The 14,084-nt window shown below is 42.9% G+C and carries 13 protein-coding genes; all 13 read right to left on the bottom strand.

Translation table 11 applies throughout. The annotated features are described in order from the left end of the window. Positions 1 to 48: 48 nt before the first annotated feature. Entirely contained in the window at positions 49 to 1,299 is a 1,251-nt protein-coding gene (locus tag AC58QT_RS03210; protein WP_497407640.1) for a competence/damage-inducible protein A, read from the bottom strand. Between the two features lie 80 nt (positions 1,300 to 1,379). Then, complete coding sequence (gene pgsA / locus AC58QT_RS03205; RefSeq protein WP_056625118.1) at positions 1,380 to 1,964, bottom strand: CDP-diacylglycerol--glycerol-3-phosphate 3-phosphatidyltransferase; 585 nt, start codon at positions 1,962 to 1,964, stop codon at positions 1,380 to 1,382. Beyond that, a complete protein-coding gene (gene rimO / locus AC58QT_RS03200; protein WP_497407639.1) occupies positions 1,961 to 3,289 on the bottom strand; it encodes a 30S ribosomal protein S12 methylthiotransferase RimO in 1,329 nt (442 codons plus the stop codon). The genes pgsA and rimO overlap by 4 nt, the downstream gene beginning before the upstream one ends. A gap of 128 nt (positions 3,290 to 3,417) precedes the next feature. Beyond that, positions 3,418 to 3,909, bottom strand: coding sequence for a YajQ family cyclic di-GMP-binding protein (locus AC58QT_RS03195; protein WP_310500257.1), 492 nt, complete (start codon positions 3,907 to 3,909; stop codon positions 3,418 to 3,420). Between the two features lie 146 nt (positions 3,910 to 4,055). Next, on the bottom strand, positions 4,056 to 4,928 hold the full coding sequence (locus AC58QT_RS03190; protein WP_497407638.1) for a helix-turn-helix domain-containing protein: 873 nt from the start codon (positions 4,926 to 4,928) through the stop codon (positions 4,056 to 4,058). A gap of 51 nt (positions 4,929 to 4,979) precedes the next feature. Beyond that, positions 4,980 to 5,777, bottom strand: a complete 798-nt coding sequence (locus tag AC58QT_RS03185) for a DUF3388 domain-containing protein (RefSeq protein WP_497360045.1) — start codon at positions 5,775 to 5,777, stop codon at positions 4,980 to 4,982. A gap of 90 nt (positions 5,778 to 5,867) precedes the next feature. After that, complete coding sequence (locus AC58QT_RS03180) at positions 5,868 to 6,749, bottom strand: hypothetical protein (RefSeq protein ID WP_497407637.1); 882 nt, start codon at positions 6,747 to 6,749, stop codon at positions 5,868 to 5,870. Between the two features lie 60 nt (positions 6,750 to 6,809). Further along, positions 6,810 to 7,061 (bottom strand): DUF3243 domain-containing protein, encoded by a 252-nt coding sequence (locus AC58QT_RS03175; RefSeq protein ID WP_028558337.1) that lies wholly within the window; start codon positions 7,059 to 7,061, stop codon positions 6,810 to 6,812. A gap of 104 nt (positions 7,062 to 7,165) precedes the next feature. Then, positions 7,166 to 7,921 carry an elongation factor P 5-aminopentanone reductase gene (gene ymfI, locus AC58QT_RS03170; protein WP_497407636.1) on the bottom strand — a complete coding sequence of 252 codons (756 nt, stop codon included), beginning with the start codon at positions 7,919 to 7,921 and terminating at the stop codon, positions 7,166 to 7,168. Further along, positions 7,918 to 9,207 carry an EF-P 5-aminopentanol modification-associated protein YfmH gene (gene yfmH / locus AC58QT_RS03165; protein WP_497407635.1) on the bottom strand — a complete coding sequence of 430 codons (1,290 nt, stop codon included), beginning with the start codon at positions 9,205 to 9,207 and terminating at the stop codon, positions 7,918 to 7,920. Before yfmH ends, ymfI begins: the two co-directional genes overlap by 4 nt. Before the next feature lie 3 nt (positions 9,208 to 9,210). Continuing rightward, the gene (gene yfmF / locus AC58QT_RS03160) at positions 9,211 to 10,491 is read right to left on the bottom strand and encodes an EF-P 5-aminopentanol modification-associated protein YfmF (protein WP_497407634.1); all 1,281 of its coding nucleotides are present in this window, start codon (positions 10,489 to 10,491) and stop codon (positions 9,211 to 9,213) included. A 101-nt stretch (positions 10,492 to 10,592) separates the two neighbouring features. Beyond that, complete coding sequence (sleB, locus tag AC58QT_RS03155) at positions 10,593 to 11,381, bottom strand: spore cortex-lytic enzyme (RefSeq protein WP_497407633.1); 789 nt, start codon at positions 11,379 to 11,381, stop codon at positions 10,593 to 10,595. Between the two features lie 117 nt (positions 11,382 to 11,498). Further along, the gene (locus AC58QT_RS03150; RefSeq protein WP_497407632.1) at positions 11,499 to 14,060 is read right to left on the bottom strand and encodes a DNA translocase FtsK; all 2,562 of its coding nucleotides are present in this window, start codon (positions 14,058 to 14,060) and stop codon (positions 11,499 to 11,501) included. Positions 14,061 to 14,084 lie beyond the last annotated feature (24 nt).

The following is a 14,084-nucleotide window of genomic DNA, read 5'->3' as shown; positions in this document are numbered from 1 at the left end:
CGCTTTGCTACGGTTCTTCCGTCAACTAAATCTAATTATAGAGGATTTCTAGTTTTCTTTCAACTGTTTCCATAATTGATAGAGAGCACGCTTAGCGGCTCTTTGTTTGATAAACTCGCGATTTCCAGACAATTGGAGAGTAAAGACTTCTGTCTTCGCATCCTTTTGAGCCAATCCAACATAGACAAGACCTACTGGCTTCCCTTCAGACGGACTAGGACCCGCCACACCGGTCACCGAGATGCCAAAGTCACTACCAGTCCTAACAAGCAGTTGTTCGGCTAAAACGACTGCTGTTTCGCTGCTGACAGCTCCTGGAGCGCCTTCCCCCTCCAAAACTTCCATCGGAACATCGAGTAGTTTATGTTTTAAAGCATTTGAATACACGATAATACCGCCTAAGAAAGATGTTGAGCTGCCTGGCACCGCGGTGATGAGATCACTAAGCAACCCCCCCGTACAACTCTCGGCTACTGCCAATGTTTGCTTACTCTCTGCTAGTAACTGCAAAACAATAGTTTCAATGGGAACGTCCTGATCCGCATAAAGATATTCACCTAGTCGACGTTTAATTTCTTCCTCAGTCGCTTTTAACTTCTCCTCGCCTTCAGCAGCGGAATGTGCACGCGTCGTTAAACGAATCGTGACTTCCCCTTCTTTGGCATAGGGAGCAATTGTAGGGTCTGACTGGGCTTGAATCAAATCCAAAAGTTGATGCTCTAGGTTTGACTCCCCGATTCCTGCGAACTTCAGCATTTTAGAATACAACGGCACTTCATCAGTCATTAAACTTTGCAGCCAAGGCACCGCATAATTCGTAAACATTGGTTTCATTTCCTTAGGAGGTCCAGGTAATAGCACGAAATGTGTTCCATTGAAGGTAAGGGCATTACCAACTGCCAATCCTGTATCATTTTGCAAAGGGTCACTGCCTTCAAGCATAAGGGCTTGTCGACGATTGCTTTCTACCATATGTATCCCTCTTGAAGTAAACATTGCAGTGATAGCATCCATTGATGGCTCGTGAAGCACCAATTTCCGCCCTGTAAATGACGCGAGTACATCCTTGGTTAAATCATCTTGCGTTGGCCCTAAACCACCTGTACATATCACCACATCAGCTCGTGATGCAGCTAGTTGAAGGCTTGCCAACAAACGCTGCTCATTATCCCCAACAACGGTTTGAAAATAAATATCAATCCCTCGTGCCGCACATTCTCTGGATAAGAACTGCGCATTCGTATTCACGATTTGTCCAAGAAGTAACTCTGTTCCTACTGCAATGATTTCAGCTTTCATCGACTGGAGCCTCCTTAAATTGAGAAAACCTCTAACATAATCACTCGTTTCCGAACGACCGCATGTAGAGGTAATTTGTATTATGATTTTTCTGAAAAATCGATGACATGTTTATTTTTGACGAAATATTCCACACCTGAATAAACAGTAATAATTGCTGCAGCCCAACTCGCTATTACATCAAAGGGAAAGTCTAGAAACGTAAATGGAAAATTATTAATTAGCAGTGCAATGATGGCTGTAATCTGAGCCGCCGTCTTCGCCTTACCCCATTTGCTGGCCGCCATGACAGTACCCTCTAAGAGGGCAATTTGACGAAGTCCAGTTACTGCCCATTCTCTGCTAATAATGACAATAACAATCCATGCATCAACTTTATCCATTTCTACTAATGAAACAAGTACAGCGGTAACAAGCAGCTTGTCTGCCAAAGGATCCAGCAATTTGCCCAAATTCGTGACAAGATTACGTTTCCTAGCAATGTAACCATCTAAGCTATCTGTACTCGCAGCAATAATAAAAATTAAAGCAGCAATAATTTGATTATACGTTATGCTAAACTCCTCTATCCGTATCTGAGGAAATTTTACCTTAATCAACAAAAAGAACATGATAATAGGTACTAATAAAATTCTCGCTACGGTGATGCGGTTAGCTAAGTTCATGCAATTACCTCCCCGGATAAGTCAAACTCATAGGAGTGGGTAATACGAACCTTCGCAAGTTCACCAATATTCAATTTCGCATTCGATACGAATACTTCACCATCAATTTCAGGCGCATCAAATTGCGAACGACCGATGTAAACGTCACTTCTACCATCGTATCTTTCGATAAGTACGTCAATTTCTTGACCAATTCGGCGACCGCCACGGATATTAGAAATTTCACGTTGAATTTCCATAATCGCATTAGCACGGTATTCTTTCACATCATCCGGCACTTGATCCGGCAGTCTTGCTGCTGGTGTATCATCTTCCTTGGAGTAAGCAAATACACCTAGACGATCGAACTGAACATCGCGTACGAATTGTTTCAAGTTCTCAAAATCTTGTTCAGTTTCACCCGGGAAACCAACAATTAATGACGTACGTAATGCAACATCCGGAATAGATTCACGAATTTTACGAACGAGTTCGCGTGTATCCTTCTGACGACCTGGTCTGCGCATACGTTTAAGAATAGAATCTTCACTATGTTGTAGAGGCATATCAATGTACTTGCACACTTTTGGATTCGTTGCCATCACTTCAATCAGTTCATCGCTGAAGAAACCTGGATATGCATAGTGCAGACGCACCCACTCGATACCTTCAACTTCACTTACTTTGTTCAACAAAGTAGGAAGCATAAAGCTATCGTACAAATCTGTCCCATAATTCGTAGAATCTTGTGCAATTAAGCTGATTTCTTTCACGCCTTGTGAGGCTAAATTCGCTACTTCTGCAACAATAGATTCGATACTTCTACTTTTGAAAGCACCGCGCATGATTGGAATCGAGCAGAACGTACATGCGTTATCGCAGCCTTCCGCAATTTTCACGTAGGCCGTATAACGAGGTGTTGTCATCAATCTAGGAAGATCAGCGTCATAGTTAAATACCGGATTCCCTACTAGAACCGGTTTCTTCCCTCTGAGCGCTTCATCTACAATGTGATTAATTTTATCAAAATCGCCCGTACCCACAATGCCATCAATCTCAGGCATTTCTTCCATCAACTGCTTCTTGTATCGTTGTGTTAAACAGCCCGAAACGATAAGCGCCTTAAGATTCGCTGTTTGCTTCAGCTCTGCCATATCCAAAATTGTATTTACGGATTCTTCCTTCGCCGCATCAATGAACCCGCAAGTGTTCACGATAATGACTGTAGCATCTTCCTTATTATCAACAAGGTGAAAACCACGGCCATGAATTAAACCTGACATAATCTCGGAATCGACTAGATTCTTCTCGCATCCGAGAGTTACTACTTTAACCTTTTCTGTCATGAAAGAAACAACCTCCAATAGTCCTAAAAAACACTCCCTACCAGTATAATACAAGCCTAATGGGGTGTCAAAATGTAAAAACCCCCTGCATCCAGAGGGTTTTCCGTACATGAACCTTATTTTCCAGCTTATTTCATATTCACAAACTGCAAATCTAAGGGAATATCTGCTTTCCGAAGTAAAGCAATAACAGCCTGTAAATCGTCACGACTCTTGCCAGTTACGCGGATTTGATCACCTTGAATTTGAGTTTTCACCTTCAATTTGGAATCACGAATCAATATGTTAATTTTCTTAGAATTCTCTTGATCGACGCCTTGCTTCATGCTGATTTTCTGTCTGACCGTTTGACCAGCGGCTGGCTCCACTTTGGAATACTCTAGATTCTTGATTGAGATTCCGCGCTTCGTCATTTTGGCATGCATAATATCGAGGACGTTCTGAAGCTTAAACTCATCATCCGAAGTGACAACAAGCTGATCTTTGTCTAATTTAATACTGCTTTTACTGCCTTTAAAGTCAAAACGGGTTAACATCTCTTTCTCCGCTTGTTGAATCGCATTATTTAGTTCTTGCATATCTACTTTGGATACAATATCAAACGAACTCTCTGAACTCATCTACATCCCAACATCCCTTCCATCAAATTACATTAGCATTATAGCAAGAACACATAAAAAAGGAAATATCCAGCCGCCAATGGCTTTGAATATTTCCCTTACTAGCTATTTTAATTACCCGGGAAAGCGCAGGAACTGCCAAATTGCTAGCTTTTTTGCAAATTCAGTTGAACCCGCTTCGGATTCGGCGTATCTCCAACAGGAACGAGTGTGCCATTGACCATGAGCTGCAACGCGCTAGCTGCGCCAACATTCAAGTAAGCTGAACTTGCCAAATCAAATGTATCCGTATCGCCAGTGTTATACAGCTTCTGCCGCAGCAAAGCTCCCTTTTCACCCTCAGGCGTTAAAGCATTTACAGCGATCCAACAAGATCCAGTGATCTTAAATTCGATCTTTAAATTACCCGTTCCAGAAATGATGTAATTATCTACACCCTTTTCCGTAGCGCTGAATTTCACTTGAACTGCAGGTGTTGGTGTTGGAGCTGGTGTAGGCGTTGGCGTTGCGATAGCCGTTGCTTTGCCATCCCCCGTTGCATTCATAGATGTGCTCGGCGAAGGATTCGTCGAATCTGTAATGCGTGGCGATTGCGTTTGGGCTGGCTTCTCATCCGCTGGCGTTCCCTTATAATTCTTGTACGTATAGTAGTAAACGATCCCGAAAATTAGCAAAATAAAACAGACAAACATAAGGCTGGATGCCCAGCGGCTCATCTTTTCTGTATTACGAACACTCGATCTATTCTTACGAATCGCTTCGACAACAGGCTTCTCAATCGTAGGGGCTGGAAGCGTCGACTGATACATATTCAGAACTTCATTCGGATCAAGTCCTAGAGCTTCCGCATAGCTTTTGATAAAAGCTCTCACATAAAAGCTTCCAGGCAATACCTTGTAGTTTCCTTCTTCTATCGCTTCAAGATAGCGTTTGCGGATCTTGGTTACTTCCTGAAGATCATCCAGCGATATCTTTTTTTCCAGACGTGTTTTGCGCAAAATATAGCCTAAGTCAGACATATGGTCACCTCCCCGACGGAATTATGAATCCTGTTATTGACGTTTGAAATGCTAAAAAGGTTCGGACGTGTACGTAAATGAATCATAGTTAATTTCTTCATCCGGGCTATTCCGAAGCTCAATAATATAATCAAAGTGATTATAGGTGTATTCCGATTCACGAATAAAGATGTCTGGATGCTCAATAACCTTTGTTGAAGGGAGACCCATAATTTCTTGCAAGAGGCTGTAATGCTTTTCATTGGAACGAATCGTCGAAACAATCCCATCAATGATATAAACATTGTTTGGGGCCATTTCATCCTCGGAAAGCTGGCTGCGAACTGTTTGTCTTAGGAGTGTGGAAGATACGAAGGTCCAACGCTTATTCGCACATACACTGCCGGCGATAATTGACTCCGTTTTACCAACACGAGGCATACCACGCAGTCCTACAACTTGATTACCCTCTCGCTTAAAGATCTCACCAAGAAAATCAACTAACAAGCCTAACTCGTCTCGCGTAAACCGAAAAGTCTTACGATCATCGGAATCGCGTTCAATGTATCTGCCATGACGAACAGCTAGTATGTCAACTAATTTAGGGGGTCTCAAAGCAGTAATAGTAATATTATCTACTTTTCTCAACATTTTACCCATTAAATCAATTTTTTCTTCATCATTCGTTTGCAACAACATACCACGTGTACGATCTTCAACCCCATTAATCGTTACGATGTTAATATCCAGCATCCCCATTAATGAAGCTATATCTCCTAATAACCCAGGACGGTTCTTGTGAATCTTATACTCCATATACCATTCTTTAACGTCCAATTCTTCCACCTCATCATCATCTCTGTCACACATATCTGTAAATAAACTGCTTAGTTTATGTCCATCTTATTAATTTCTACAAATTCCGCCATTTTCCTTCTCTTCATCCACACATGTCAGACATTATTTCATTTTTAGTTCTTTTAGCTCTTGCGCGTTATAGGTTTGTACTCCTTTTTGCCAAGCATGTGTTTTCATCATCGCTAATCGGTTATCCAGCACTTGTTGCCAGTTGAGATCAGCCGTCAGCGCACCCGTATAGTCCAATACCGATACACCTAAATTTTTGGCTCTCTGAAGCTGAGCTTCCTCAACAGGACTGTAAAAGACTACCCAAGTTGCATGATGTTGATGAACTTGAAGAGTCAATTGCTGAAACCATTGCGTGTTGTTTAGAAACACAATGTGGTCCGCCTCTTCGGAAGGCGCCCATACAGATGGGATCGGACGATCAGGTTGCGTCACCCATTCGATAACCGTATTTTGAAAAATGAGATTCTGTATGGCATTGTTCTTCAACGTTTCCATCTGTTGCGGATCCAATTGGAGCACAGCAGCTTGCTCATTCACCGCACCTGCAGTGCCTCCTGCGAACGGCTGACTTTGCAAAAGTGTCCATTTGCTTGCTGAAAGACCTAATGCCATCGTTTCATTGGCTGAAGGGAACAGCTCGTTTCCAACCACATATATGTAATCATATGATTTCGTTTTCAACTTTGAAACCACATTTTCATCCAGCGCATTCAAATCTTTCACCCAATCATAAGCGATTGAATTCGCATCTCGCCAGCTCTTGAGGGCTTGACCTATAGCTTCTTTCGCGGTCGGCGTTAACCCTGCACTTGATAGCATGAGAACAGACATTTTCTGATCTAGAAGCTCTTGTTTAATGGTGGGAATTCCGCGATTTCCGCAACTTGCGAGTAAAGATGATAGCAAGAGTAAAATTAGTATAAGTCGTTTTTTGTGCATAAAGTAATAATTCCTTTCCAGCTTATAAAGCATGCAAAAGCCTCCGAAAGAGGAGGCTTTCACATCATACCCTATTGAATTGTAAAACGGTTATTAGCCTTTGTCTACTAATTTTACCATGAGGCGAGCAAGAGTATGCTTTTCCTGTTCATCCCCAGCATCCCACAACTCTTTGAGAACTCGTTCTTGCTCATTTTGAGGATCAACCTTGTCTGCCAAGAACTCCCCAATTTGAAAAGCCAGCTTGGAGATGGTTTCATCACTCATCCCTGCATGTCCAGCCTGACTCACGCGTTCAGCCAAAAACTCTTTCCATTTGTCGAACACCTTAAGTACAGTAGCCATTGTAAGAAGCCTCCTTTGAGTTATGAGAAATGGTCATTACATACGTAATATGCGCTTCTCAACACCGATTTATGCGTGGGCTTCATTGCCATGGATACCTGACCTTAAGTAAGCCAGCCTCCATTGGGTGAGATAATTTGACCTGTAATATACCCAGATTCAGGTAAGGCTAAGAAATACACGAGAGAGGCTACCTCATGCGGTGACGCAAGCCGTCCAACAGGAATTTCGTTGGTAATTGCATCGAGTTCATCAGCCTGGAAACCAGCCATCATATCGGTCTGGACAGCCCCAGGTGCTACGGCATTCACCGTAACACCGGATGGAGCTAGTTCTTTGGCCAATGCTTTAGTAAAGGCATTAAGCCCACCCTTGGCTGTTGAATATAAGACCTCACAAGACGCACCTGAGATTCCCCATATCGAGGAAACATTGATGATTCTCCCATACTTTTGTAGCACCATTGCTGCCATAAATGCTTGTGTACAAAGGAAAGAACCTTTCAGATTAACATTCATGACGCGATCCCAATCCTCTTCCGTCACATCGGAGAGCATCCCATAATGAGAGATCCCTGCATTATTCACGATGATGTCCGGAATCATATTCATCTGAGTGAGCTTATCTTTCATTTTAAGAATTTGCTCATGGGATTGAATATCCGCCGATACGGTTAACACAGTTGCTCCTTGCTTCATACACGATCGAGCAATTTCATTTGCAGCCTCATGTGAATCACGATAATGAATCACAATCTGCATGCCTACCGCGGCAAATCGTTGCGCAATCGCAGCACCGATTCCCCTACTTGCCCCGGTAATTAATACGGTTTGTTCACTAAATGGTTTTGCAAACGTCACGTTGTTTCACGACTCTGTACAATAGAAACTGCGAGCTTACTCCAATCAAAGTGCTCACGGAATCGACGATTCACATCATCAAGAGTTAGCTGCTCATAAACCGGCAAGATATCAAAAAGATCGATCCCTTTAAAACGATACTTGGTATATTCATTGGCAATGGATTCAGGGGAATTCATCATTCGTAGGAAGCTGCCAATCTTTTTCTTCCGACTGCGTTCGAAGGTAACCTCATCAAGTCCGTTCGCTTTTCTTTTTTCAACCTCTTCACGGATTCTGGTAATTAATTGTTCTGGATCCTTCGTATCGCCGCCAACAATGGAAAAAGCGTAACCATCACTACAGTTGTATTCATGGCCGAAATTATCTGAAATGAGCTGATCATCGTAAAGCGTTTGGTACATTTCCGAGCTCGAGCTAAATAAAATATCTAACATTAATTTCGTTGTCAGTTCTCGTACTAACAGAGGTTTACCTGTCACTGCTGGGGCCGCTTCTTTGAAGCCCATTAAGCATTTTGGCAGCGAAACTGGAAGTAAAATAAGCCTGCGGGATTCCTTGACCTCGACCGGTTCTTCAGGGAAGAACCTTTGGATCTCGCCTTGTGGCGGAAAGGTTTTGGCAGCTTGATTCTCTCTGACTAAGGTAATAACCTCTTGCGGGTCAACGCCTCCTACAACGAACAGACTCATGTTGCTCGGATGATAGAACGTGTTGTAACACTCATATAAGGTTTCTTTGGTAATTTCGGCGATAGATGCAACGGTTCCCGCGATATCAATGTGAATGGGATGCTTTGAGTATAAGGATTCAATTAATCCGTAATAGCTTCTCCAGTCCGCATTGTCCTCGTACATCTTAATTTCTTGCCCAATAATCCCTTTTTCCTTTTCAACATTCTCGTCTGTAAAATAAGGATTTTGCACAAAATTAATTAATGTCGTTAAATTTTCCAAATAGCGGTCTGTCGATGAAAATAAATAAGCCGTCCGATCAAAGCTTGTAAATGCATTGGCTGATGCACCATTGGTTGCAAACGTTGCAAAAATGTCTCCCTCGGGTTCCTCGAACATTTTGTGCTCTAAGAAATGCGCAATACCATCCGGTACTCGCACTTCATCTTTACCTTGAACTTGAAAATGGTTATCAATAGAGCCATATTGCGTTGTAAATGTTGCATACGTTTTTTGGAAACCTTCTTTGGGTAACACGAACACATGCAGCCCATTATCAAGCTTTTCATGATAAATGGTTTCACCGAGATGTGGATATGGAATACTCTGCATGGTCTACTCCCCCTTCTGATCCCGTAAAAAGTATATCGTGTCCAATTGAACTCGTTTAGCCGCTTCTGCAATTGCTGGAATGTCGACTTGTTCGACAGCTGAGATCAAGCCTGCGACTGTACGCTCTTTGCCAGACAAAATCGCATTAAAATCAAAGGAAATCAACTCGAAGGCGGAATCTTGAATCTCCCGTAATTGATTGGAAATCATTGCTCTCGTTTGACTCCATTCAATATCGGTAATTTCTCCTTGTTCCATCGCTTTCAATTGTTTGCGTATGATATCAACGGCTTTTTCATAATTGGCCATCTCAATACCCGACTGAATTGTTAAAATGCCTTTATGCCCATCAAAACGGGAAGAAGCATAATAAGCAAGACTCGCTTTCTCACGAACATTGGTAAATAGTTTGGAATGTGGATACCCGCCAAGCACACCGTTATACATAAGTGCAACAGGATATTGTTTATCACTGTACGAAATGTTCGTGCGCAGCCCCATGTTCAACTTACCTTGATTAACGTCCAATCGTTCAACAATCGTCTTCACATCACCTGTCACGCCGCGCGGTGCCGAGGTTACATAGCCAACATCCGCATTTCGCTCGATTGCGAACGATTGCTTCACGATTTCTTCTACTTCGCTTAGCGTTGTGTTACCAACGACATAAATGTCCATTGGTGAGGTTTGAAGCCATTCTTTATATTGTTCGTATAGCTGCTTCGCATTCATACCGTCGAGATCTTCAATTTTACCTAAAGGATGAAGTCGGTAAGGCTCACCGCTGCACATTTCTTCCATACAACGCTCGGCCGCATAACGGATCTTATCATTGATGACGGATTCAATTCGTTTCCGAAGTGTCTGCTTCTCGGCATCTACATATTTATTACGAAAATGCTGATCTTCTAATGCAGGGCGCGTTAATGTCTCTCCCACAAATTCCAGTCCTTGCTTCAACAAGGAATGAGCTGATTTGACGAAGCGATCATTGATAATATCCATTCGTAATTGAACAATTTGATAGTCACCGCGTTTATAGATATCAAAACCAAACCCTGCACCGTATAAATCATCTAAATACTCCCGAAATTGCTTCGTTTCAGGACGTAGTTCTGTCCCTCTGCGAAGGATAAAAGGTGTTACTGCGGTACTTGTGACCGTCTCCTCATCTAGTTGACGTCCTATGTATACAGAAATAGCAAATGTTTTGAAACGGTCTGTCGGCAAAACATGCATTCGGATATGCTTCCAACTACTTCGCTCAAATTGAGTAGGCTTCAAAGGTCAGTCTCCCTTCTATGTCCGTGTAATAAATCCATTATATTCCTATACGAAGAGGAGAAGCAACCAATGCCGGTCCCTTCTCCTTGTCCAACTTTAAATTACACACAGAAAATGTGTTTACCGATTTTTTTAATTTGCTTTCGAGTCCAAATCCACTTGGACGTTGCGGTTTCCGGATTAAAATAATAGATACAACCCCCTGTAGGGTCTAGGCCATTCAACGCATCTTTTACGGCTTTTTTGGATGATTCATTCGGTGTTAACCATATTTGACCATCGGCTACGGCTGTGAAAGCACCAGGTTGGAAAATAACACCAGAGACGGTATTCGGGAAACTTGCCGATTTCACTCGGTTCAAGATGACGGCCGCAACCGCAACTTGCCCGATGAATGGCTCACCCCGCGCTTCACCATGGACGGCATTCGCCATTAGATTGATATCTTGCTCGGAATATCCAAGGTTATTGGATGGCGTTAAATTAGCTGGTTGTGAATCGGTACCTGCGGTTCCCTTATTGTTAGCACCTTGGTTAGCGTTGTTCCCTGTCTCAGCCGCTGTTGGCTTCCAGCTTTTCGTCGCTTCCCACAACTTCAATTTCGTTTTCGGGCCAACAATCCCGTCTACCTTCATGCCAAATTCACCTTGGAATCGCTTCACGGCTGTTAATGTCTTGTACCCGTAATCACCGTCGACGCCGCCACTATAAAATCCTATAAACTTCAATCTGCCTTGTAGTTCATAAACATCTGAACCCGTTGCACCATACCGCACTTCATTTTTACTAAAAGTTTCTTCCGTCGGTGGATGCAATCTGCCCTTCAATTGAAAAGCTACCACCAAGACAAAGACGATACAAAATGTAATGACAATTAGTCGTTTATTCATTCCCCTACTCATCCTCACTTTTCAAATTACAGCCTTTTCTTGCTTATTATGAGAAAGCGAGTCAATGATTATACAAATAAAAACACTCTCCATTGGAGAGTGCTTGTCTTAGACGGATTAAGAACTAATCCGATTATGATGATATTGTTCTAGCGAGATGAGTACTTCACGCGGTTTACTGCCTTCATAAGGGCCAACAACCCCTTTGGCTTCCATAGCGTCGACCAATCTGGCTGCACGTGTGTAACCGACTCTCATGCGCCGTTGTAGCAAGGAAACCGAAGCTTGCTTCGCTTCCAACACTATTTGTACAGCTTGATCGTAGAGCTCGTCCTCAAATTCATTCTGTTGCTCTGGCATTTCCTCAACTTGAGGAACGAGTTCCTCACGATAATTGGCTTGCTCTTGCGTTCGTACGAAGCCAACAACCTGTTCAACTTCACCATCCGAAAGGAATGCACCTTGGATACGTACCGGTTTTGAAGCTCCTACAGGTAAATAAAGCATATCCCCGCGCCCTAATAACTTCTCCGCTCCTACCATATCCAGAATCGTCCGTGAGTCTACTTGCGACGATACACCGAAAGCGATACGGGAAGGAATGTTCGCTTTAATAACACCTGTAATTACGTCAACAGACGGCCGTTGTGTCGCAATAATCAAATGAATTCCAGCTGCCCGGGCCATCTGAGCAAGACGACAAATTGAATCTTCCACATCATTGGCAGCTACCATCATGAGATCTGCTAACTCATCGACAATAATGACATAGTAAGGCAACGGAGCAGCTGTTCCACTTTCGACTAGCATCGCATTGTAGCCTTCAATATTCCGTGTACCACTTTTGGAGAATAACTCATACCTCTTCTCCATCTCGACAACGATTTTCTTGAGTGCTAGGGATGCACGCCGCGGATCCGTAACAACAGGCGCTAGTAGATGCGGAATGCCATTATAGACATTCAACTCAACCATCTTCGGATCGATCATGAGGAATTTCACTTCATTTGGTTTAGCTTTGTACAGAATGCTAGTGATAATCCCGTTGATACATACAGATTTACCAGAACCAGTAGCACCCGCAACGAGTAAATGTGGCATTCTAGCCAAATTACCTACAATCGGCTGTCCAGAGATATCTCGTCCAAGCACTACGGATAAACGTGAGCTAGATTCTTGAAAAGCAGATGTTTCCATGACTTCACGCATAGTAACAATAGATACTTCTAAGTTCGGCACCTCGATACCAATTGCTGATTTTCCTGGTATTGGTGCTTCCATTCGAATATCCTTGGCTGCAAGTGCTAACGCGATATCATCGGTTAACGACACAATTCTACTAACCTTCACACCAACATCCGGTTGGATTTCATATCGGGTTACTGCAGGCCCTCGAACGACTTCAAGCACCTTCGCTCGAACGCCAAAGCTTTCTAATGTGGCTTCAAGTTTCCTGGCATTTGCCTTATAGTCCGCCATCTCACTTCCCTTACCTAAAGCAGGTCTGGCTAGTAAGTCAAGCGATGGTATATCATATGGCCGAGATGCAATAACAGGGGTTTCCTCTTGAAATTCAAGCGTAATCGGTTCATTCTCATCGCCTTCAACATTATTCGCTGCCGAGGAAGTCGGAACGTTAGGTGTCAAGGGAGCTGGAGTTGCTGAAGGTCTTACAGCTTGTTGAGCCTCCTGAATAACTTGTTCTTGAAAATCACGAATAATCGGTGCACCTGGTTGTTCACCAGTATTATGTATCGGTTCAGCTGTTTGTTGAACCGTATTCGAGTAGACAACTTCTTCCTCGCTCACTTCGTCCTCTGAACTTGACAATGGATCTTCAATATCGTCTTGTTCTCTAGCAGCTGCTTTCTTACGGCTCTCTTTGATCGGACGCAAGAGTTCCATAAACAATGGTGATTTCTTCGCCTTCTTCACAGGTTGGAAAACCTCTTCGTCAAACTCATCATCAACAGGAACATAAGCCGGTTTCTTCGCTTTACTTGGTGGTGCTCCTGCTGTAGCGGTTTGCGGTTGACGTCCTTCTCGGTCTTGCAACCATTCTTTCATTCTGTCTTTAAAGTTTTGACCAACATTACTGAAACGGCCCTTCACGATGTTACCTAAATCCACATAAGAAACACCTGTCGCGAGAATAAAACCCATTACAAAAAGCATATATTGGATCAATCTAGCACCAAGGTAATCAAACAAGAAGTACAGTATACTGTATAAAAATGCGCCTATCATTCCTCCACCAATGCCATGTTCTAGTGAAGCCCTACCTGCTTCCGTTGGGTGCAGTCCATCTAACATGGCCGACCAAGTCGAAGAAATGACTTTACCTGATGTGAAATCATTGTTAGGGTACAACTGAGCGAATAAATCGATATGATTCTTGATTAATAATCCAAGAATAAATAACAAAATGCCCGCTTTCTTGGGAGTAATCATTTGCGGCCAAGCACGTTTAATCATCGCATACAATGCCACATAAATGAAAATGAGTGGGATGAGCGAATACCAAGTCCCCACAAAAAAACGAAACAAATAAATCAAAGAATTCCCCACATGACCTTGGTGTGCAAGGGCAATCACTGAGAAAATCAAGATGAGGATTCCATATAGCTCAAATAATAAGCTTGTCTTAACAGCCTTCGTTTTTTTCCTGCGTTTTGCCAAGATTGTCACCCCCAAGTCCACATT

Source organism: Paenibacillus sp. J31R109 (assembly GCF_059692055.1).
This window is presented reverse-complemented; position numbering and strand designations above follow the sequence as displayed.

Bases quoted from the DNA above. Each gene is read 5' to 3' on its own strand.
- AC58QT_RS03180 (WP_497407637.1), bottom strand. From the start codon at position 6,749: ATGCTTTATAAGCTGGAAAGGAATTATTACTTTATGCACAAAAAACGA.
- AC58QT_RS03210 (WP_497407640.1), bottom strand. From the start codon at position 1,299: ATGAAAGCTGAAATCATTGCAGTAGGAACAGAGTTACTTCTTGGACAA.
- AC58QT_RS03195 (WP_310500257.1), bottom strand. From the start codon at position 3,909: ATGAGTTCAGAGAGTTCGTTTGATATTGTATCCAAAGTAGATATGCAA.
- pgsA (WP_056625118.1), bottom strand. From the start codon at position 1,964: ATGAACTTAGCTAACCGCATCACCGTAGCGAGAATTTTATTAGTACCT.
- sleB (WP_497407633.1), bottom strand. From the start codon at position 11,381: ATGAATAAACGACTAATTGTCATTACATTTTGTATCGTCTTTGTCTTG.
- AC58QT_RS03175 (WP_028558337.1), bottom strand. From the start codon at position 7,061: ATGGCTACTGTACTTAAGGTGTTCGACAAATGGAAAGAGTTTTTGGCT.
- AC58QT_RS03190 (WP_497407638.1), bottom strand. From the start codon at position 4,928: ATGTCTGACTTAGGCTATATTTTGCGCAAAACACGTCTGGAAAAAAAG.
- AC58QT_RS03185 (WP_497360045.1), bottom strand. From the start codon at position 5,777: ATGTGTGACAGAGATGATGATGAGGTGGAAGAATTGGACGTTAAAGAA.
- rimO (WP_497407639.1), bottom strand. From the start codon at position 3,289: ATGACAGAAAAGGTTAAAGTAGTAACTCTCGGATGCGAGAAGAATCTA.
- yfmH (WP_497407635.1), bottom strand. From the start codon at position 9,207: ATGCAGAGTATTCCATATCCACATCTCGGTGAAACCATTTATCATGAA.